Genomic DNA, 21159 nt, shown 5'->3' on the forward strand with positions numbered 1-21159 from the left:
CTCAAGGGAGAGCGCGATGGTCAGCAAGCCGCCGGTCGGCGACCCGGTCCAGGACGCACCGCAGGTCACGCCGCCGCAGCACGCCGCCGCCGGGCTGCCCGCCATCGGGCACACCCTGCGGATCGCCCAGGAGCAGATGGGGCTGCGGCGCACCGCGCGGACCCTGCTCAAGGTCAACCAGAAGGACGGCTTCGACTGTCCCGGCTGCGCCTGGCCCGAAGAGGACAAGCGGCATGTGGCCGAGTTCTGCGAGAACGGCGCGAAGGCGGTCGCCGAGGAGGCGACGCTGCGCCGGGTCACTCCGGAGTTCTTCGCCGCGCACCCGCTGGCGGACCTGGCGACCCGCAGCGGGTACTGGCTGGGCCAGCAGGGCCGGATCACCGAGCCGATGCTGCTGCCGGAGGGCGGCGACCGGTACGAGCCGGTGACCTGGGAGCGGGCCTTCGCGATCCTGGCGGAGGAGCTCCGGGCGCTGGCCTCCCCCGACGAGGCGCTCTTCTACACCTCGGGGCGGACGAGCAACGAGGCGGCGTTCCTGCTCCAGCTGTTCGCCCGCGAGTTCGGCACGAACAACCTGCCGGACTGTTCCAACATGTGCCACGAGTCCTCGGGGTCGGCGCTGACGGAGACCATCGGCATCGGCAAGGGCAGTGTCTCCCTGGAGGACCTGCACCGGGCGGACCTGATCATCGTGGCCGGGCAGAACCCGGGGACGAACCATCCGCGCATGCTCTCGGCCCTGGAGAAGGCCAAGGCGGGCGGCGCGCGGATCATCTCGGTCAATCCGCTGCCCGAGGCGGGGCTGGAGCGGTTCAAGAACCCGCAGACCCCGCAGGGCATGCTCAGGGGCGCCGCGCTCAACGACCTCTTCCTCCAGATCCGGATCGGCGGCGACCAGGCCCTCTTCCGGCTCCTGAACAAGCTGGTCCTGGAGACGGCAGGGGCGGTCGACGAGGAGTTCGTCCGCGAACACACCCACGGGTACGAGGAGTTCGTGGCGGCGGCCAAGGACGCCGACTGGGACGAGACGCTCGCCGCGACCGGTCTGGACCGTGCCGAGATCGAGCGGGCCCTGGAGATGGTGCTCGCCTCGGAGCGGACCGTCGTGTGCTGGGCGATGGGTCTCACCCAGCACAAGCACTCGGTGCCGACCATCCGTGAGGTGGTCAACTTCCTTCTCCTGCGCGGCAACATCGGCCGGCCGGGCGCCGGGGTGTGCCCGGTGCGCGGCCATTCGAACGTGCAGGGCGACCGCACGATGGGGATCTTCGAGCGGCCCGCGCCCGCCTTCCTCGACGCCCTGGACAAGGAGTTCGGGATCGTCTCGCCGCGCCATCACGGCTTCGACGTGGTCCGGTCGATCCAGGCGCTGCGGGACGGCGAGGCGAAGGTGTTCTTCGCGATGGGCGGCAACTTCGTGGGGGCGACGCCCGACACGGAGGTGACGGAGGCGGCGATGCGCCGCGCCCGGCTGACCGTCCACGTCTCGACGAAGCTGAACCGCTCGCACGCGGTGACGGGCACGCGCGCGTTGATCCTGCCCACCCTGGGCCGTACCGACAAGGACGTGCAGGCGGGTGGCAAGCAGTTCGTGACGGTCGAGGACTCGATGAGCCAGGTGCACGCCTCGCGGGGCAATCTGCCGCCCGCGAGCCCGCACCTGCTGTCCGAGCCGGCGATCGTGGCGCGGATGGCCCGCGCCGTCCTCGGCGACGGATCGGCCACGCCCTGGGAGGAGTTCGAGGCCGACTACGCCACGATCCGGGACCGCATCGCGCGCGTGGTGCCCGGTTTCGAGAACTTCAACGCCCGTCTCGCGGCGAACCCGGGCGGCTTCCGGCTGCCGCACGGACCGCGCGACGAGCGCCGCTTCCCGACGAAGACCGGCAAGGCGAACTTCACGGCGGCGCCCGTGGAGTACCCGAGGGTGCCGGAGGGGCGGCTGCTCCTCCAGACGCTGCGCTCGCACGACCAGTACAACACCACGATCTACGGCCTCGACGACCGCTACCGGGGCATCAAGGGGGGCCGCCGGGTCGTCCTGGTCCACCCCGAGGACGCGGCGGCGCTGGGCTTCGCGGACGGGGCGTACGCGGATCTGGTGAGCGAGTGGACGGACGGCAGCGAGCGGCGGGCGCCCGGCTTCCGGGTGGTGCACTACCCGACGTCCCGGGGGTGCGCGGCGGCCTACTACCCGGAGACGAACGTGCTCGTGCCGCTGGAGTCGACGGCGGACGTCAGCAACACCCCCGCGAGCAAGTCCGTGATCGTCCGTCTGGAAGAATCCGCATCCGCCTAAGCGTTTGCTCAGGCAGCTCAGGAAGACCAGCCGTACGAAGACGTACGAAACGAACGGAGCCGGGCATGGGTGAGCAGCAGCACGTGAAGTTCCCGCAGGAGGTCCTCGACGAGTACGCGGCGCTGGGTGTCGACCTCCCGGCGCTCTTCTCGGCCGGGCACCTCGGCAACCGGATGGGCGTCCAGATCCTGGAGGCCTCCGCCGAGCGGGTCGTCGGCACCATGCCCGTGGAGGGCAACACCCAGCCGTACGGCCTGCTGCACGGCGGCGCCTCGGCGGTGCTCGCGGAGACGCTCGGGTCCATCGGGTCGATGCTGCACGGCGGGGTGTCGAAGATCGCGGTGGGCGTCGACCTGAACTGCACCCACCACCGCGGGGTGCGCAGCGGCCTGGTGACGGGTGTGGCGACGCCGGTGCACCGCGGGCGGTCCACGGCCACGTACGAGATCGTGATCACCGACGAGCAGGACAAGCGGGTGTGCACGGCGCGACTGACGTGTCTGCTGCGCGAGGTCACCGCGAAGGACGCGTCCAGCATTCCGGACACCTCGAACGCCTGAGCGGTGACATACAGGGCCTGACCAGCCACGCACGACCAAGGGGCGGCACCTGCGGGTGCCGCCCCTTCGGCGTTCCCGCCCTGCCTCCACCCCCGGTTTCGTCACGCTGTGTCACATACACAAGGAGGGTGGGCGACCGAACCGGAGGGGCCGGTTCGTCCGCTCAGGTTTCTGCCGTTGTCCGATATCCGGAGAGTCCGCTGAGCGGACCGTCAGTACCAAGAATCGCTCAAGCCCCTTAGCGGAACTGCGCGTTCTCACTATGTGAACACCGCATTACAGCCCCCTATGCCCCGGTTTTCCCACCCGACGCGCACACTCTTTCCCCCTCGGCATAACAAGACAGTCACATCCTGTCCTCGGCGCTCCCCGACCCTCCCCACCTGCGCTTAGAGTCACCGCCAGTCACCGCGCCGCCGGGCGCGTTCTACTGCACGGCCCTGTACCAACCCCAGTACGGCCCGGCGTTCCAAAACGGCACCCCTCGCTCCGCAGCTTCACGGCACCGCCTCATCCGAGGGGGCCGCGCCAGGGAAAGGACCCTTCGTGCGAAACCGTTCGATGCTCATACTCACCACCGCGGTCACCGCGGGAGCACTCACCCTCACCGCCTGTGGTTCGCGCGACGACAAGGGCGCCGCGAAGGACGGCGACAGCGGCAACGTCACCGTGACCATCGGTCTCGACGCGCCCCTCACCGGCGAGCTGTCCGCCCTCGGCCTCGGCATCAAGAACTCCGCCGACCTCGCGGTCAAGACCGCCAACGAGAAGGCCTACGTCAAGGGCGTGACCTTCAAGCTGGAGTCCCTGGACGACCAGGCGCAGCCCTCCGCCGGCCAGCAGAACGCCACCAAGTTCGTCGCCGACAAGAGCGTCCTCGGCGTCGTCGGCCCCCTGAACTCCTCCGTCGCCGAGTCGATGCAGAAGGTCTTCGACGACGCGAAGCTGGTGCAGGTCTCCCCGGCCAACACCAACCCCGCGCTGAGCCAGGGCATCAACTGGAGCACCGGCGACAAGAAGCGGACCTACAAGTCCTACTTCCGCACCGCCACCACGGACGCCATCCAGGGCCCGTTCGCCGCCCAGTACGTCTTCAAGGAGGCCAAGAAGACCAAGGCCTTCATCATCGACGACAAGAAGACCTACGGCGCCGGCCTCGCGGGCACCTTCAAGGGCGAGTTCGAGAAGCTCGGCGGCAAGGTCCTCGGCACCGAGCACATCAACCCCGACACCAAGGACTTCTCCGCGGTCGCGACCAAGGTGAAGAGCTCCGGCGCCGACGTCGTCTACTACGGTGGCGAGTACCCGGCCGCCGGCCCGCTGGCCAAGCAGATCAAGGAAGCCGGCGCGAAGGTCGTCGTCGTCGGCGGCGACGCGATCTACAGCCCCGAGTACGTGAAGCTCGGTGGCGCGGCCGCGACCGACGGCGACATCGCCACCTCGGTCGGCGCGCCGATCGAGTCCCTCGCCTCCGCCAAGGACTTCCTGGCCAACTACAAGGCCAAGGGCTACAAGGAGGCCTACGAGGCCTACGGCGGCTACGCGTACGACTCCACCTGGGCGATCATCGAGGCCGTCAAGAAGGCCACCGAGGGCAACGGCGGCAAGGCCCCCGAGCGCGCCAAGGTCGTCGAGGCCATGCAGGGTGTCTCCTTCGAGGGCGTGACCGGCAAGGTCTCCTTCGACGAGTTCGGTGACACCACCAACAAGCAGCTGACCGTCTACAAGGTCGAGGGCGGCGCGTTCAAGCCGGTCAAGTCCGACACCTTCGGCGGCTGATCAACCTCTCCACTCCGCACCACCAGCACCACTCAGCACCACTTTCACCGCGCGGGGGGCCGCACCTGGCTCCCCGCGCGGTGTCACATCCGTCGAAAGTCTCGGAGGACAATGCGGTGAACGAACTGCCGCAGCAGCTGGTCAACGGCCTGCTACTGGGATCCATGTACGGGCTCGTCGCCGTCGGCTACACGATGGTCTACGGCATCGTCCAGCTCATCAACTTCGCCCATGGCGAGATCTTCATGACCGGCGGCTTCGGGGCGCTCACGGTCTGGCTCATCCTGCCCGGCGGCACCAGCATGTGGGTCGCACTGCCCGTCATGATCATCGGTGCCGTGATCGTCGCGACCACCATAGCCGTCGGAGCGGAACGGTTCGCCTACCGACCGCTCCGAGGTGGCCCACGCCTCGCCCCCCTCATCACAGCCATCGGTCTCTCGCTCGCCCTGCAGTACGCGGTGTGGGTCTGGTACCCCGAGGCCAAGTCCGCCCGGACCTTCCCGCAGATCCCCGGCGGTCCGATCGAACTCGGCCCGGTCACCATCCAGACCGGCGACGTCTTCCTCCTGATCGCCGCCCCGATCTGCATGGCCGTCCTCGCCTTCTTCGTCATGCGCACCCGCGTCGGCCGCGGCATGCAGGCCACCGCGCAGGACCCGGACACCGCCAAGCTCATGGGCGTCAACACCGACCGCATCATCGTGATCGCGTTCGCCCTCGGCGCCGCGATGGCCGCCGTCGGCGCCGTCGCCTACGGCCTCAAGTACGGCGTCGTCGACTACAAGATGGGCTTCCTCCTCGGCCTCAAGGCCTTCACGGCCGCCGTCCTCGGCGGCATCGGCAACATCTACGGAGCCATGATCGGCGGAGTCGTCCTCGGTATCGCCGAGACCATGGCGACGGCGTACATCAGCCACATCCCCGGTATGGAGCAGCTCGGCGGCCAGTCCTGGGCCGACGTCTGGGCCTTCGTACTCCTCATCGTCGTACTCCTCGCCCGGCCACAAGGCCTCCTGGGCGAGCGCGTCGCGGACAGGGCGTGAGCACCATGACCACCATCTCCGAGAACCCCCAGGCAACACCGGTCACCAAGCAGGACGAGGCCACCGGCCTCATCGGCTTCGTGCCGGCCAAGGCCGCCCGCGCCCTCGTCCTCGGCGGCGCCGTCCTCACCGTCGCCAGCTGTTTCCTCTCCTGGACCTGGACGCCCAGCTTCCCCGGCGACCTCACCTACTACGGCTCCCCGGCCGGCCTTCAGCTCCAGGTCCTGGTGCTCGGTCTGCTCACCGCCGTCTTCGCCCTCTCCTCGTACGGCGTCAAGGGCACCCGCTGGCTGACCCCCGCCGGCGCCGACGCGGCCGTCAAGTTCGCCGCACTCGCCGCCTTCGGCACCACCTGGTACACCGTCGCCGCGATCAGCATCTCGCTCGGCGGCCCCGTCAACCTGGAGCCGGGCGGCGCCATCGTCGCGTTCGCCACCCTGATCACCCTCCTCGGCGCCCTCGCCCTCCCCTTCGAGCGGCCCACGGTGCTGCCCGTGGACCCCGAGGACACCGCCTGGGACCAGTTCAAGCACCGCGCCGGCAACGGCTGGACGGTCTTCAAGGGCGCCTTCGCCGCCACCGGCCCCGCCCGCAAGCTGCCCCCGCTGCACTCCTCCGTCGAGATCCTGATCATCACGGGCATCCTCGCCGTGGCGCTCGGCGTCTTCACCTACGGCGTCGGCACCGAGTACGACGAGCTGTTCCTCGGCTTCCTGATCACGGCCGGCCTCGGCTTCGCCGCGGTCAACAAGTCGGGCCTCATGCAGCAGGCCACGCAGCTCACCAAGAAGCACCAGAACCTCACCATCGCCGGCGCGTTCACCGCCGCGGCGCTCTTCCCCTTCACCCAGACCGACGACCAGTACGCGACGCTCGGCGTCTACATCCTGATCTTCGCCACGGTCGCCCTGGGCCTGAACATCGTCGTCGGCCTCGCCGGTCTCCTCGACCTCGGCTACGTCGCCTTCCTCGGCGTCGGCGCCTACGCGGCCGCCCTCGTCTCGGGCGCCCCGACCTCGCCGTTCGGCGTGCACTTCCCCTTCTGGGCCGCCATCCTGGTCGGCGCCGGAGCCTCCCTGGTCTTCGGCGTCCTCATCGGCGCCCCCACCCTGCGCCTGCGCGGCGACTACCTCGCCATCGTGACCCTCGGCTTCGGTGAGATCTTCCGCATCGCCGTCATGAACACCGACGGCACCTCCGGCCCGGACATCACCAACGGCTCCAACGGCATCGCGTCCATCCCGAACCTCAACATCCTCGGGTTCGACTTCGGCGCCGAGCACTCCATCGCCGGATTCACCATCGGCCGCTTCGCGAACTACTTCTTCCTGATGCTGCTGATCATGGCCGTCGTCGTGCTGGTCTTCCGGCGCAGCGGCGACTCCCGCATCGGCCGCGCCTGGGTCGCCATCCGCGAGGACGAGACCGCCGCGCTCGCCATGGGCATCAACGGCTTCCGGGTCAAGCTCATCGCCTTCGCCCTCGGCGCCTCCCTCGCCGGCCTCGCCGGCACCGTACAGGCCCACGTCACCTACACGGTGACCCCGGAGCAGTACCTCTTCGCCGGCCCGATCCCGCCCAACTCCGCCTTCCTGCTCGCGGCCGTCGTCCTCGGCGGCATGGGCACGATGAGCGGCCCGCTGGTCGGCGCCTCGCTCCTCTTCCTCATCCCCAACAAGCTCCAGTTCATGGGCGAGTACCAGCTCTTCGCCTTCGGCGTCGCACTGATCCTGCTCATGCGCTTCCGCCCGGAAGGCATGATCGCCAACCGGCGCAACCAGCTGGAGTTCCACGAGAACGACGAGACGCCCGCCACGCTCGCCAAGGCAGGTGCCTGAACCATGACGACCACCACGAAGACCGCCGACGCCACCGCCGCGCCGACCGCCGGCGAAGCCGTGCTCGACGCACGCGGGGTCACGATGCGCTTCGGCGGCCTCACCGCCGTACGCGACGTGAACCTGACCGTCAACAGCGGCGAGATCGTCGGTCTCATCGGCCCCAACGGCGCCGGCAAGACCACCTTCTTCAACTGCCTCACCGGCCTCTACGTCCCCACCGAGGGCGAGGTCCGGTACAAGGGCCAGGTCCTGCCGCCCACGTCCTACAAGGTCACCGACGCCGGCATCGCCCGCACCTTCCAGAACATCCGCCTGTTCCACAACATGACGGTCCTGGAGAACGTCCTCGTCGGACGACACACCCGCATGAAGCAGGGCCTCTGGTCGGCACTGCTCCGCCTCCCCGGCTTCAAGAAGGCCGAAGCCGAGGCGACGGACCGGGCCATGGAGCTCCTGGAGTTCATCGGACTCCAGGACAAGGCACAGCACCTCGCCAAGAACCTCCCCTACGGAGAGCAGCGCAAGCTGGAGATCGCCCGCGCCCTCGCGAGCGACCCCGGTCTGATCCTGCTCGACGAGCCCACCGCCGGCATGAACCCGCAGGAGACCCGCGCGGCGGAGGAACTCATCTTCGCCATCCGCGACATGGGCATCGCCGTGCTCGTCATCGAGCACGACATGCGGTTCATCTTCAACCTCTGCGACCGGGTCGCCGTACTCGTCCAGGGCCAGAAGCTGATCGAGGGCGACAGCCAGACCGTCCAGAGCGACGAGCGTGTCATCGCCGCGTACCTCGGCGAGCCCGTCGCGGAGGAGGCGCCGTCGGCGCAGGCCCCTGCGGAGGAGGCTCCCGCGGAGGAGGCTCCCGCGAAGGCCGCCCTCTCCAAGGACGCGCCCGCCGACGAGGACGCGCCGTCGGAGGACGACACCCCGTCGGAGGACGACGCCCCCGAGGCCCCTGAGGCAGCTGCGGCGACCGACACCCCCGAGGCCGCCGCCGACGAGGCACCGGCCGCCGAGGAGACCTCCTCGCAGGACACCACGCAAGACCCTGCTTCGGGCAAGGAGAACGACGCATGACCGCACTGCTCGAAGTCGAGGACCTGCGCGTCGCCTACGGAAAGATCGAGGCCGTCAAGGGCATCTCCTTCTCCGTCGAAGCCGGTGAGGTCGTCACCCTCATCGGCACCAACGGCGCCGGGAAGACCACCACCCTGCGGACCCTCTCCGGGCTCCTCAAGCCGGTAGGCGGCCAGATCAAGTTCGAGGGCAAGTCCCTCCGCAAGATCCCCGCACACAAGATCGTCTCGCTGGGTCTGGCCCACTCCCCCGAAGGCCGCCACATCTTCCCCCGCATGACGATCGAGGAGAACCTCCTCCTCGGCGCCTTCCTCCGCAAGGACACCGCGGGCATCGCCAAGGACGTCCAGCGCGCCTACGACCTCTTCCCGATCCTGGGCGAGCGTCGCAAGCAGGCCGCCGGCACGCTCTCCGGCGGCGAGCAGCAGATGCTCGCCATGGGCCGGGCCCTGATGTCCCAGCCCAAGCTGCTCATGCTCGACGAGCCCTCCATGGGTCTCTCGCCGATCATGATGCAGAAGATCATGGCGACCATCGCCGAGCTCAAGGCCCAGGGCACCACCATCCTGCTCGTCGAGCAGAACGCCCAGGCCGCGCTCGCCCTCGCGGACCACGGCCACGTGATGGAGATCGGCAAGGTCGTGCTCTCCGGCACCGGCCAGAACCTGCTCCACGACGAGTCCGTCCGCAAGGCGTACCTCGGCGAGGACTGACCCACCGGTCGGCACCACGGACAGAAGGCCCGCCCCACAAAGTCGTGGGGCGGGCCTTCTCCGTACGCATACGGCGGGGCGGGCGGGGCCGGGCGGAGCTACTGGCCCTTGGCCGCCTTCTTCTCCTCGGCGTCCTCGATCACGGCCTCGGCGACCTGCTGCATGGACATCCGCCGGTCCATGGACGTCTTCTGGATCCAGCGGAACGCGGCCGGCTCCGTCAGCCCGTACTGCGTCTGCAGGATGGACTTGGCCCGGTCGACCAGCTTGCGGGTCTCCAGACGCTGCGAGAGGTCGGCGACCTCCTGCTCCAGGGCGCGCAGTTCGGAGAAGCGGGAGACGGCCATCTCGATGGCCGGCACCACGTCGCTCTTGCTGAACGGCTTCACGAGGTACGCCATGGCGCCGGCGTCCCGGGCCCGCTCGACGAGCTCGCGCTGCGAGAAGGCGGTGAGCATGAGCACCGGGGCGATGGACTCGCCGGCGATCTTCTCCGCGGCCGAGATGCCGTCGAGGACGGGCATCTTCACGTCGAGGATGACGAGGTCGGGGCGGTGCTCGCGGGCGAGCTCGACGGCCGTGGCACCGTCACCGGCCTCGCCGACGACCGTGTAGCCCTCTTCCTCCAGCATCTCTTTGAGATCGAGGCGGATGAGGGCCTCGTCCTCGGCGATGACGACGCGGGTCGTCAGCGGCGGGACGTGCGACGCGTCGGCGTCGTCGGCGGGCTGGGGCGACTCGGGGGCGGTCACGGGGGCTCCTCGTTGCGGGGCAAGTACTGCTCCCCTGAGCCTACCTAGCTCCTGTAATGTGGTGCCCCACAGGGAGGGTATCGCCCTCGCTTTCCAAGGCCCCAGTACTCCAACTGGTCAGAGAGGCCGCTCTCAAACAGCGGACAGTGTGGGTTCGAATCCCACCTGGGGCACTTTTCCTTCGATTCGAAGGTCGACGAGCAGTCAGTGATCGTCACCCACACGCGTGAACTCCGCCGAACGGCGTGCGGACCCTCCACCGCACCAGGCACCGTCGGCCATATGTACGACATCGGAACACGCCAACGGGCGCTCACTCTTCTGCGAAGCGGCGCAAAGAACGCGGCTGTCGCCCGGACACTGAACATCCCACCCGGCACGATCAGCGCCTGGAAGCACGAGGACCGTGCGAAGCGCGCCGCATGCCCAGGCAGGGTGCACCGCCCCCTCTGCCCACGGTGCGACGGACGCCGGCTCGACAAACCCGCGTACGCGTATCTTCTCGGGCTGTACCTCGGTGACGGGCACATCAGTCACCCCCGGCAGCACCGGGTGCCGAACCTGCGGATCACACTCGACGACGCCTGGCCCGGAGTGCAGCAGGAAGCCATGGCGGCCGTACGCACGGTGTTCCCCGACAACACGGCTTCCTGGGCACGGAAGACCGGGTGCAGCGACGTCAAGGTTTACTCCAAGCACCTCACCTGCCTCTTCCCGCAGCACGGACCCGGCCGAAAGCACGAACGGGCCATCGTCCTCGAACAGTGGCAGCACGAGATCGTCGACGCCCACCCGTGGTCGTTCATCCGAGGACTGATCCATTCCGACGGGTCGCGCATCGTCAACTGGACGGAGAAGACCATCGGCGGGCGGATGAAGCGGTACGAGTACCCCCGCTACTTCTTCACCAACTCCTCGGACGACATAGCGCGGCTGTACACCGACACGCTGGACCGTGTCGGTGTGGCCTGGCGGAGCAGGCGCCGGGCGACCGGGGCGCACGATGTCTCCGTCGCCCGCAGAGCCTCCGTCGCTCTCATGGACGCGCACGTCGGCCCCAAGCACTGACCCCTACGTCAGCGGATCCCCGATGTGGTGGACCCGTACCAGGTTCGTCGAGCCCGCGACTCCCGGCGGGGAGCCCGCCGTGATCACCACGATGTCGCCCGGCCGGCAGCGGCCGATCCGCAGCAGTTCCTCGTCCACCTGGGCCACCATCGCGTCCGTCGAGTCGACGTGCGGGCCGAGGAAGGTCTCGACGCCCCAGGTGAGGTTGAGCTGGGAGCGCGTCGCCGGGTCGGGCGTGAAGGCGAGCAGGGGGATCGGTGAGCGGTAGCGGGAGAGTCGCTTGACGGTGTCGCCGGACTGGGTGAAGGCGACGAGGAACTTGGCGCCGAGGAAGTCGCCCATCTCGGCGGCCGCGCGGGCGACCGCGCCGCCCTGGGTGCGGGGCTTGTTCCGGTCGGTGAGGGGCGGGAGGCCCTTGGCGAGGACGTCTTCCTCGGCCGCTTCGACGATGCGGCTCATGGTGCGGACGGTCTCGATGGGGTAGCGGCCGACGCTGGTCTCGCCGGAGAGCATGACGGCGTCGGTGCCGTCGATGACGGCGTTGGCGACGTCGCTGGCCTCGGCGCGGGTGGGGCGGGAGTTGTCGATCATGGAGTCGAGCATCTGGGTGGCGACGATGACCGGCTTGGCGTTCCGCTTGGCGAGTTTGACGGCGCGCTTCTGGACGATCGGGACCTGTTCCAGGGGCATCTCGACGCCGAGGTCGCCGCGGGCGACCATGATGCCGTCGAAGGCGGCGACGATCTCGTCGATGTTCTCGACGGCCTGCGGCTTCTCGATCTTGGCGATGACGGGGAGCCGGCGGCCTTCCTCGTCCATGATCCGGTGGACGTCGTCGATGTCGCGGGCGCTGCGGACGAAGGAGAGCGCGATGACGTCGGCGCCGATGCGCAGGGCCCAGCGGAGGTCTTCGATGTCCTTCTCGGAGAGGGCGGGGACGGAGACGGCGACGCCGGGGAGGTTGAGGCCCTTGTTGTCGGAGACCATGCCGCCTTCGATGACCAGGGTGTTCACCCGGGGTCCGTCGACGGAGGTGACTTCGAGGGTGACGCGGCCGTCGTCGACGAGGATGCGCTCGCCGGTGGTGACGTCGTCGGCGAGGCCGGAGTAGGTCGTTCCGCAGCTGTGGCGGTCGCCTTCCATCGGCTCGACGGTGATGGTGAACTCGTCGCCGCGTTCAAGGAGTACGGGGCCTTCGCGGAAGCGGCCGAGGCGGATCTTCGGGCCTTGAAGGTCGGCGAGGACGCCGACGCTGCGACCGGTCTCGTCGGAGGCTTTGCGTACGCGCTGGTAGCGCTCCTCGTGCTCGGTGTAGGAGCCGTGGCTGAGGTTGAGGCGGGCCACGTCCATTCCGGCCTCGATCAACGACTTGATCTGGTCGTATGTTTCGGTGGCGGGCCCAAGGGTACAAACGATTTTCGCTCGGCGCATGCTTCGAGCCTAGGCCTTACCCACCAGTAGCGAGTTGGCAAGACATGACTACCCAACAACCTTTCCGTGAAAGGCTGTTGACAAGTCTTGAATCTGTGCGCCGGGGTGCTCCGATGAGCGATTTTCGCGCCCCGGCGCCCCTTGTCTCAGAGTGCGGGCGGCCGCATCGTGAAGCGGGCCACGACCTCGGCGGTCACCGTCTGGCGCTGCGGTTCGAGGTCGAGCGGCGGGGCCTCTCCGACGCCCTCCGCCGCGTACGCGACCGCGGCCGATCCGAAGGCGGCCCGCCGCGGCATGAGCGGTTCCGCGACGCCCGCGTCCGACAGTTCGAGGAGTGAGGAGAGCGAGGTCCCGAGCGCTTCCGCGTAGGCCCGCGCCCGCTGGACCGCCTCTGTCACCGCGAGCCTGCGGGCCTCCGCGTACGCCGGGGAGGCCGGGCGCAGGAACCACCACGGTCCGTCGACGCTCGTCAGTTCCAGGTCGGCGAGCCGGGTCACCAGCTCCCCGAGCACGGTGAAGTCGGTAAGTTCGGCGGTGACCCGTACCCGCCCGTGGAAGGCGTGCACCCGCTCGCCCCGCCCCTTGCGGGTGAGCTCGGGGGAGATCGAGAAGCTGCCCGTCTCCAGTTTCTCGACCGCGGAGCCCTGCGCCTTGATCAGGTCGAGCACCAGGGCGTTGCGCCGGGTGAGGTCCGTGAGCGTCGCCGACCGGTCGGGTCCCCGGGCGGAGACGGCCACCCAGATGCGGGCGAGCTCCGGGTCGACCTCAAGGCGTCCCTCCCCACGAACCGTCACCTGGGGTGCTTCCGGTGTCGCGTGTTCCTGGGTCACGTCCTGACTCCTCCGTGTTCGGCAGCGATCGTCCTCCGAACACTTTCCCACTCCGTAACCCGAAAGCTCTGTTGCCGGTGTGGCTGTCCGGGTCAGAATCTACGCGCGTTGTGCGCCACGGTCGGCGCCGACGGCACAGAACCACAAGGGGAGAGAACACATGCCGCTGAACCGCAGGACGTTCCTGGAGCGCTCGGCCGCCGCCGGGGCCGGAGTGGCCGTCGCCGGAGCCGTCGCCGTTCCCGCCGAGGCCCACGGGGGCCATGGCCGTCCGCGTCCGCGGAAGCGGTACTCCTTCACCGTGATGGGCACCACCGACCTGCACGGCAACGTCTTCAACTGGGACTACTTCACGGACAAGGAGTTCGACGACAAGGCGCACAACGACGTCGGCCTCGCCAAGATCTCCACCCTGGTCGACCAGGTGCGCAAGGAGAAGGGCCGTCGCAACACCCTTCTCATCGACGCCGGTGACACGATCCAGGGCACCCAGCTGTCGTACTACTACGCCAAGGTCGACCCGATCACCGCCCGCCGGGGCCCGGTGCACCCGATGGCCCAGGCCATGAACGCCATCGGTTACGACGCCGCCGCGCTGGGCAACCACGAGTTCAACTACGGCATCCCGGTGCTCCGCAAGTTCGAGGAGCAGTGCGACTTCCCGCTGCTCGGCGCCAACGCGCTCGACGCGAAGACGCTGCGCCCGGCCTTCGCCCCGTACAGCATGCACCGGCTGCGCACCCCGCACGGCAAGGACGTCAAGGTCGCGATACTCGGGCTGACCAACCCCGGCATCGCCATCTGGGACAAGGCGAACGTCAGCGGCAGGATGGTCTTCCCGGGGCTTGAGGAGCAGGCCGCGAAGTGGGTGCCCAAGCTGCGTTCGATGGGTGCGGACGTGGTCGTCGTCTCGGCGCACTCGGGCTCCAGCGGCACCTCCTCGTACGGTGACCAGCTCCCCCACATCGAGAACGCGGCCGGGCTGGTCGCCGAGCAGGTGCCGGGCATCGACGCGATCCTCGTCGGTCACGCGCACACCGAGATCCCCGAGTACCGGGTGAAGAACAAGGAGACCGGCAAGGACGTCGTCCTGTCGGAGCCGCTGAAGTGGGGCCAGCGCCTCACCCTGTTCGACTTCGACCTGGTGTGGGAGAAGGGCTGCTGGACCGTCGAGAAGGTGGCCGCGCAGGTCCTCAACTCCAACACGGTGGCGGAGGACCCGGAGATCACCGGGCTGCTCGGGGACGAGCACAAGAAGGTCGTGGCGTACGTCAACCAGATCATCGGCACCTCCACCGCCGCCATGACCACGGCCGACGCGCCGTGGAAGGACGAGCCGATCATCGATCTGATCAACGTCGTCCAGGCCGAGACGGTGAAGGCGGCCCTCGCGGGCGGTGCGCACGCGGCGCTGCCGGTCCTCTCGCAGGCCTCGTGCTTCTCCCGCACGGCCCGTATCCCGGCCGGCCAGGTCTCCATCAAGGACGCCGCCGGTCTGTACCCCTTCGAGAACACCCTGGAGGCCCGTCTGATGACGGGCGCCCAGCTGAAGGACTACCTGGAGTTCTCGGCGCGGTACTACGTCCGGACCCCGGCGGGCGCTCCGGTCGACACCGCGAAGCTGACCAACGCCGACAACACGCCGGACTACAACTACGACGCCGTCTTCGGGCTCACGTACGACATCGACATCGCCAAGCCGGCCGGTTCCCGGATCGTGAACCTGTCCTTCGAGGGCAAGCCCCTCGACCCGGCGGCGAAGTTCGTCCTCGCGGTCAACAACTACCGGGCGAGCGGCGGCGGCGCGTTCCCGCACGTCGCCGGCGCCCAGCAGCTGTGGGCCAACTCGGACGAGATCCGCAACACCATCATCCAGTGGGTGAAGGCGAAGGGGACGGTCGACCCGTCCCTGTTCGCCTCGGTGGGCTGGAAGCTGACGCGGGACGGCGTTCCCGTCTTCTAGGGGTCAACGGGTTCTCATTGCTGTACGAGAGGCGTCAGCTTCTGGCCCTGGGCCGGGATGCTCGGCGCCTCTCGTGTCTCCAGGCCGAAGCTGGTGAAGGCGGTGCGGCGCGGCAGCGGGTAGGGCTCCTTGCCGGTGACCGAGTTGAGGATGGTCGCGCTGCGCCAGGCCGCGAGGCCGAGGTCGGGGGCGCCGACGCCGTGGGTGTGCCGTTCGGCGTTCTGTACGTGGACGGCGCCGGTCACCGACGGGTCGAGGACGAGCCGGTACCGCTCGTCGATCCGGGCGCGGCCGGCGGAGTCGTGGCGGAGGTAGGGGTCGAGCCCGGCGAGCATCCGGTCGACCGGGCGTTCCCGGTAGCCGGTGGCGAGGACGACGGCGTCGGTGGTGAGGCGGGAGCGGGTGCCCTGCTGGAGGTGTTCCAGGTGCAGTTCGACCTGGGTGGTGGCGACCCGGCCGGCTGTGCGGACCCGGACGCCCGGGGTGAGGACGGCGTCCGGCCAGCCGCCGTGCAGGGTGCGGCGGTACAGCTCGTCGTGGATGGCGGCGATGGTGTCGGCGTCGATGCCCTTGTGCAACTGCCACTGCCGGGGCAGGAGTTCGCCGCGTACGGGTTCGGGCAGGGCGTGGAAGTAGCGGGTGTAGTCCGGGGTGAAGTGCTCAAGGCCCAGCTTGGAGTACTCCATCGGTGCGAAGGCCTCGGTGCGGGCCAGCCAGTGGATGCGCTCGGCGCCGGCGGGGCGGGCCCGGAGCAGGTCGAGGAAGACCTCGGCGCCGGACTGGCCGGATCCGATGACGGTGACGTGCCCGGCGGCGAGGAGCGTGTCGCGGTGTGCGAGGTAGTCGGCGGAGTGGAAGACGGGGACGCCGGGGGCGTCGGCGAGCGGCTTGAGCGGCTCGGGGACGTAGGGCTCGGTGCCGACGCCGAGGACGACGTTGCGGGTGTACGCGCGGCCCAGGGCCTCGGCCTCGCCGTCCGGGTCGATCTGGGTGAAGTCGACCTCGAACAGGCGTCGTTCGGGGTTCCAGCGGACCGAGTCGACCTGGTGACCGAAGTGCAGGCCGGGGAGCCGCTCGCTGACCCAGCGGCAGTAGGCGTCGTACTCGGCGCGCTGGATGTGGAACTTCTCGGCGAAGTAGAACGGGAAGAGGCGCTCGCGGCTCTTGAGGTAGTTGAGGAAGGTCCACGGGCTGGCCGGGTCGGCCAGGGTCACCAGGTCGGCGAGGAACGGGACCTGGAGGGTGGCGCCCTCGATGAGGAGGCCCGGGTGCCAGTGGAAGGCCGGCTTCTGCTCGAAGAAGGCGGTGGCGAGCCCGCCGGGGACACCGTGCGCGAGGGCGGCGAGCGAGAGGTTGAAGGGGCCGATGCCGACGCCCACGAGATCGTGGGGGCGGTCGAGGTCGTCCTGGGGGGTGCTGCCGGTCATCGGTGCGCGCTGCCTTCCACGAGGGTGATGAGCTGGGCCAGGTCGCCGGGGGTGGCGTGGGGGTTGAGCAGGGTGGCCTTGAGCCAGAGGCGGCCGTCCGCCTCGGCGCGGCCGAGGACGGCGCGGCCCTCGGCGAGGAGGGTGCGGCGGATGGCGGCGACGGTCTCGTCGGTGACGGTCTCGTCGGTGCCGGCGGGGCCGGAGCCGTTGCCGTTGCCGTTGCCGTTCGGCCGGAAGAGGACGGTGGTGAGGGTGGGGCGGGCCCGCAGGTCGAGCCCCGGTGTCTTCTCCACGAGGTCGGCCAGCTCCTGCGCCCGGTCCATGCAGGCGTCGACGAGCTCACCGAGACCGGTGCGGCCGAGGGCGCGGAGGGTGACGGCGGTCTTGAGGACGTCGGGGCGGCGGGTGGTGCGCAGGGAGCGGCCGAGGAGGTCGGGGAGGCCGGCCTCGGTGTCGTCGTCGGCGTTGAGGTACGCGGCGGTGTGCCCGAGTACGGCGAGGTCGGCGGCGTCCCGTACGGCGAGGAGTCCGGCGGCGGCCGGCTGCCAGCCCAGTTTGTGCAGGTCGACGGTGACGGTACGGGCGCGGGCCAGGCCGTCGAGGAGGGAGCGGTGGGTGCGGCTGAAGAGGACGGGGCCTCCGTAGGCGGCGTCGACGTGGAGGTCGGTGTGCCGCGCGTCGCAGAGGTCGGCGAGGGCGGGGAGGGGGTCGATGAGGCCCTCGTCGGTGGTTCCCGCGGTGGCCGCGACGAGGGTCGGGCCGGTGAGGGCGGTCAGGGCCTCGTGCACGGCGGCCGGGTCCAGGGTGCCGCGCGGGGTGGGCACCACGACCGGCTCCGGTAGGCCGAGGAGCCAGGCGGCGCGCTGGAAGGAGTGGTGGGCGTTCGCGCCGACGACGGTGCGGACGGCGGGGCCCTGTCGCTCCCGCGCGAGCAGCAGGGCGAGCTGGTTGGACTCGGTGCCGCCGGTCGTGACGAGCGCGTCGGGGTGCGTGGCGTCGGGGAAGACCTCGGCGGCGAGGGCGGCCGTGACCAGGTCCTCGATCACGGAGGCGGCGGGGGCCTGGTCCCAGGAGTCCATGGACGGGTTGAGCGCGGAGGCCGCGAGGTCGGCGGCGGCGGCGAGGGCGAGGGGTGGGGTGTGGAGGTGGGCGGCGCAGAGGGGGTGGGCGGGGTCTGCGGCCCCCTCCGCGAGGACGCGGACGAGGGTACGGAGTGCCTCGTGGGGGTCCTGGCCCGTCTCGGGCAGGGGGTCGCCCAGCGTCTCCCGCACCCGCCGCGCGACGGCCTCCGGCCCGCCGGCCGGAAGGGGGCCGCCGCGGATTCGCGCGCCTTCGCGGAGGGCGTCGAGGGTGGTGCCGAGGAGGCGGCTCAGGGAGGTGGGGTCGGCGGCGAGGGGTGGGGGTTCGGCACGCATGGGCGACAGAGTGCCGGGGGTTGTGGGGGTATGTCCGGGGAGCCGCCGCTTATAACCCGAACGGGTGACCCGCCGCTGCGCGGCCCGCGCCCCTCCGCGCGGCCCCGGGGGGGACCCCCAGGGCGGGACGGGTGGGCACACGGGACGGCGCCCTCTCGCGGCGCCTCCGCCCCTTTGTGCCCTGGCCCGCCCCCCTGGCTCGGCACACCCGGGGTGCGGGTTCAGGCACGGAAGCCCAGGCCCGGCAGAGGGCGCCGTTCCGTTGTGCCCACCCGTTCCGCCCCAGCGGAACAACTGCCCAACGGGGGTGGGCGGCGTTCCCGGTGGGTGGGCGCCGCCCCTGGCCCGGGGGGCGGTCGGGTCAGGACTCGCGGGATTTCAGGGCTCGGGTCAGGTCGTCCAGCTGGTCTGCCAGTTTGCGGTGGAGCGCCGGGATCATCTCGTCCGTCAGATGGCGCTCCCCCAGGGCCAGGGCCTCCCGGTCGATCGCGTACGACGGGAAGGCGTAGCGGCCCGCCGCCTCCGCCATGGCCGCGCCCCGCCGGGCGCCCAGGGCGATGGCCGCCGGGTAGAAGCGGGGGACGTACTCGCGTACGAGTTCCGCCTGCTCCGGCTGCCAGAAGCCCTGGGCCGTGGCCGTGAAGAGGTAGTTGGAGAGGTCGTCGGTGTCGAAGAGGGCCGACCAGGCCGCCGCCTTCGCCTCGGCCGTGGGGAGCGCGGCCCGGCAGCGGGCCGCGCCCTCCTGGCCGGTGGCGCTCGGGTCCCGCTCCAGTTCGGCCGCGATGGCCGGCTCGTCGGTGGCGCCGAGGACGGCGAGGCGGGCCAGGATGCGCCAGCGCAGCTCCGGGTCGAGCTCGGGGCCGCCGTGGACGGTGCCCTCGTCGAGCCAGGAGGTGATCTGGTCGGGGGTGGTGGCGCTGTCGATGAGGGCGCGGACGGCGGTGAGGCGCAGGCCGGGTGCCTCGCCGTCCTCGGTGCGGCGCAGCAGGGCGCGGGCGATCTGCCGGATGGTGGAGAGGGCGGCGGGGCGCTCCTCCTCGGTGACGTACCGGTCGGCGATCTGGGTGCGGGCGAAGCCGAGGACGCCCTGGACGAGGGCGAGTTCGGTCTCCTCGGTGAGGTGCGCGAGGGCGACGTCGAGGTAGTCGGCGGGGCGGAGGTCGCCGTCGCGGACCATGTCGCGCAGCGCGTTCCAGATGACCGCGCGGGTGAGTGCGTCGGGGATGCGGGAGAGGCCGCGCAGGGCGGCCTCCTGGGACGCCTCGTCGAAGCGGAGCTTGGTGTAGGTGAGGTCCTGGTCGTTGAGGACGACGAGGGCGGGGCGCGGCCCGGTGAGTTCGGCGGGTTCGGTCTGGGGTACGTCGAGTTCGCGGCGCTCGCGGAGGACGAGTTCGCCGGAGGGGTCGCGGTCGTAGAGGCCGGCGGCGACCCGGTGCGGGCGGCTGCCGTCGCGGTCGACGGCGAGGTTCCAGCGGAGGCCTTCGCCGGTGAGGGCGGGGGTGAGGGTGTCGACGCCCGTCGTGCGGAGCCACTGGTCGGCCCAGGCGTGGACGTCGCGGTCGGTGGCGGCGGCGAGGTTGTCGATGAAGTCGGCGAGGGTCGCGTTGCCGAACTTGTGGCGCTTGAAGTGGATGTTGATGCCGGCGAGGAAGTCCTTCTCGCCGAGCCAGGCGACGAGCTGGCGGAGGGCGGAGGCGCCCTTGGCGTACGAGATGCCGTCGAAGTTGAGGAGGGCGGAGGCGGTGTCGGGGACGGCCTCGGGGTCGGGGGCGACGGGGTGGGTGGAGGGCCGCTGGTCGGCCTCGTATCCCCAGGCCTTCCGGGTGACGCCGAAGTCGACCCAGGTGTCCGGGAAGAGGTCGGAGCAGGCTTCGTTGACGGTCTGGTAGCCCATGTACTCGGCGAAGGACTCGTTCAGCCAGATGTCGTCCCACCAGCGCAGGGTGACGAGGTCGCCGAACCACATGTGGGCCATCTCGTGGGCGATGACCATGGCGCGGGTCTGCCGCTCGGTGACGGTGACGGCGGAGCGGAAGACGAACTCGTCGCGGAAGGTGACGAGGCCGGGGTTCTCCATGGCGCCGGCGTTGAACTCGGGGACGAAGGCCTGGTCGTACGAGTCGAAGGGGTAGGGCTCGTCGAACTTCTCGTGGAAGCGGTCGTAGCAGGCCTTGGTGACGGCGAGGATCTCGTCGGCGTCGGCGTCGAGGTGGGGGGCGAGGGAGCGGCGGCAGTGGATGCCGAAGGGCAGCCCGGCGTGCTCGGTGCGGACCGAGTGCCAGGGGCCGGCGGCGACGCACACGAAGTAGGTGGAGAGCGGCGGGGTGGCGGCGGAGCGCCACCGGCCGTCGGGCTGCTGTTCGGTGATGCCGTTGGCGAGGACGGTCCAGCCCTCGGGGGCGGTGACGGTCATCTCGAAGACGGCTTTGAGGTCGGGCTGGTCGAAGGCGGCGAAGACGCGCTGGACGTCTTCCATGAAGAGCTGGGTGTAGACGTAGGACTCGCCGTCGCTGGGGTCGGCGAAGCGGTGCATGCCCTCGCCGGTGCGGGAGTACCGCATGGTCGTACTGATCCGCAGGACGTGCTCGCCCTCGCTGAGGCGCAGCGGGAGGCGGTTGCCGTCCAGGGCGGTGACGTCGAGGGGCTCGTCGTCCAGGAGGGCGGAGTGCAGGGTTTCGGGCTTCAGCTCGACGAAGGTGTCCCCGGCGGTACGGGCGGTGAACCTGATGAGGCTGGTCGATCCGAAGGTCTCGTCGCCGGTGGTGAGGTCGAGGTCCACGCTGTAGTGCTGGACGTCGAGGAGCTGGGCACGGGTCTGCGCTTCGTCGCGCGTCAGTACGGACATGGGCCCTATGCTGCCCGATGCCTTCGGCGTCGGGCAGGGGTGGTGGGGTCCTGGCCTCGTCCGGTGGCGTCCTCGGTGGGGTCCCGGTCTCGTCCGGGTGCGTCCTCCGA

15 protein-coding genes and 1 tRNA gene are annotated in these 21159 nt (G+C 70.2%); 10 read left to right on the forward strand and 6 right to left on the reverse strand.

Annotated elements, in window-relative coordinates; genetic code table 11:
* Window positions 1-16: 16 nt before the first annotated feature.
* The 7 genes from ACIP8Z_RS33180 (at window position 17) to ACIP8Z_RS33210 (ending at window position 9318) form a co-directional block, all read left to right on the forward strand.
* Entirely contained in the window at window positions 17-2299 is a 2283-nt protein-coding gene (locus tag ACIP8Z_RS33180; RefSeq protein ID WP_402090022.1) for an FdhF/YdeP family oxidoreductase, read from the forward strand.
* A gap of 65 nt (window positions 2300-2364) precedes the next feature.
* Complete coding sequence (locus tag ACIP8Z_RS33185; protein ID WP_319308554.1) at window positions 2365-2859, forward strand: hotdog fold thioesterase; 495 nt, start codon at window positions 2365-2367, stop codon at window positions 2857-2859.
* A 561-nt stretch (window positions 2860-3420) separates the two neighbouring features.
* Window positions 3421-4638 (forward strand): branched-chain amino acid ABC transporter substrate-binding protein, encoded by a 1218-nt coding sequence (locus ACIP8Z_RS33190; RefSeq protein WP_402090064.1) that lies wholly within the window; start codon window positions 3421-3423, stop codon window positions 4636-4638.
* Between the two features lie 116 nt (window positions 4639-4754).
* A complete protein-coding gene (locus ACIP8Z_RS33195; protein WP_209494229.1) occupies window positions 4755-5684 on the forward strand; it encodes a branched-chain amino acid ABC transporter permease in 930 nt (309 codons plus the stop codon).
* Between the two features lie 5 nt (window positions 5685-5689).
* Entirely contained in the window at window positions 5690-7522 is a 1833-nt protein-coding gene (locus ACIP8Z_RS33200; protein WP_402090024.1) for a branched-chain amino acid ABC transporter permease, read from the forward strand.
* Window positions 7523-7525: 3 nt separating this feature from the next.
* Entirely contained in the window at window positions 7526-8605 is a 1080-nt protein-coding gene (locus tag ACIP8Z_RS33205) for an ABC transporter ATP-binding protein (protein WP_402090026.1), read from the forward strand.
* Entirely contained in the window at window positions 8602-9318 is a 717-nt protein-coding gene (locus ACIP8Z_RS33210) for an ABC transporter ATP-binding protein (protein WP_209494232.1), read from the forward strand. The genes ACIP8Z_RS33205 and ACIP8Z_RS33210 overlap by 4 nt, the downstream gene beginning before the upstream one ends.
* Before the next feature lie 98 nt (window positions 9319-9416).
* On the opposite strand, the gene ACIP8Z_RS33215 is transcribed toward ACIP8Z_RS33210, so the two are convergent.
* On the reverse strand, window positions 9417-10070 hold the full coding sequence (locus tag ACIP8Z_RS33215) for an ANTAR domain-containing response regulator (protein WP_187623954.1): 654 nt from the start codon (window positions 10068-10070) through the stop codon (window positions 9417-9419).
* Window positions 10071-10168: 98 nt separating this feature from the next.
* On the opposite strand from ACIP8Z_RS33215, the gene ACIP8Z_RS33220 reads away from it, so the two are divergent.
* Together ACIP8Z_RS33220 and ACIP8Z_RS33225 are read left to right on the forward strand one after the other, a co-directional pair.
* A tRNA-Leu gene (locus ACIP8Z_RS33220) sits at window positions 10169-10243 on the forward strand.
* 109 nt (window positions 10244-10352) lie between these two features.
* Window positions 10353-11138 carry a helix-turn-helix domain-containing protein gene (locus ACIP8Z_RS33225; RefSeq protein WP_402090028.1) on the forward strand — a complete coding sequence of 262 codons (786 nt, stop codon included), beginning with the start codon at window positions 10353-10355 and terminating at the stop codon, window positions 11136-11138.
* Window positions 11139-11141: 3 nt separating this feature from the next.
* Here ACIP8Z_RS33225 and pyk read toward each other — a convergent pair whose 3' ends face one another.
* Window positions 11142-12569, reverse strand: coding sequence for a pyruvate kinase (gene pyk, locus ACIP8Z_RS33230; protein ID WP_402090030.1), 1428 nt, complete (start codon window positions 12567-12569; stop codon window positions 11142-11144).
* Between the two features lie 146 nt (window positions 12570-12715).
* Window positions 12716-13399, reverse strand: a complete 684-nt coding sequence (locus ACIP8Z_RS33235) for an SIMPL domain-containing protein (protein ID WP_355956462.1) — start codon at window positions 13397-13399, stop codon at window positions 12716-12718.
* A 160-nt stretch (window positions 13400-13559) separates the two neighbouring features.
* Here ACIP8Z_RS33235 and ACIP8Z_RS33240 point away from each other — a divergent pair, with 160 nt between their 5' ends.
* Entirely contained in the window at window positions 13560-15362 is a 1803-nt protein-coding gene (locus tag ACIP8Z_RS33240; protein WP_402090032.1) for a bifunctional metallophosphatase/5'-nucleotidase, read from the forward strand.
* 14 nt (window positions 15363-15376) lie between these two features.
* Here ACIP8Z_RS33240 and ACIP8Z_RS33245 read toward each other — a convergent pair whose 3' ends face one another.
* The 3 genes from ACIP8Z_RS33245 to pepN all read right to left on the reverse strand — a co-directional run bounded on the left by ACIP8Z_RS33245 (window position 15377) and on the right by pepN (window position 21049).
* A complete protein-coding gene (locus ACIP8Z_RS33245) occupies window positions 15377-16789 on the reverse strand; it encodes a lysine N(6)-hydroxylase/L-ornithine N(5)-oxygenase family protein (RefSeq protein WP_402090034.1) in 1413 nt (470 codons plus the stop codon).
* On the reverse strand, window positions 16786-18204 hold the full coding sequence (locus ACIP8Z_RS33250; protein ID WP_402090036.1) for a pyridoxal phosphate-dependent decarboxylase family protein: 1419 nt from the start codon (window positions 18202-18204) through the stop codon (window positions 16786-16788). The genes ACIP8Z_RS33245 and ACIP8Z_RS33250 overlap by 4 nt, the downstream gene beginning before the upstream one ends.
* A 361-nt stretch (window positions 18205-18565) precedes the next feature.
* The gene (gene pepN / locus ACIP8Z_RS33255; RefSeq protein WP_402090038.1) at window positions 18566-21049 is read right to left on the reverse strand and encodes an aminopeptidase N; all 2484 of its coding nucleotides are present in this window, start codon (window positions 21047-21049) and stop codon (window positions 18566-18568) included.
* Window positions 21050-21159: the final 110 nt, after the last annotated feature.

It is taken from the genome of Streptomyces sp. NPDC088553, from assembly GCF_044752965.1.
Classification (GTDB): Bacteria; Actinomycetota; Actinomycetes; order Streptomycetales; family Streptomycetaceae; genus Streptomyces.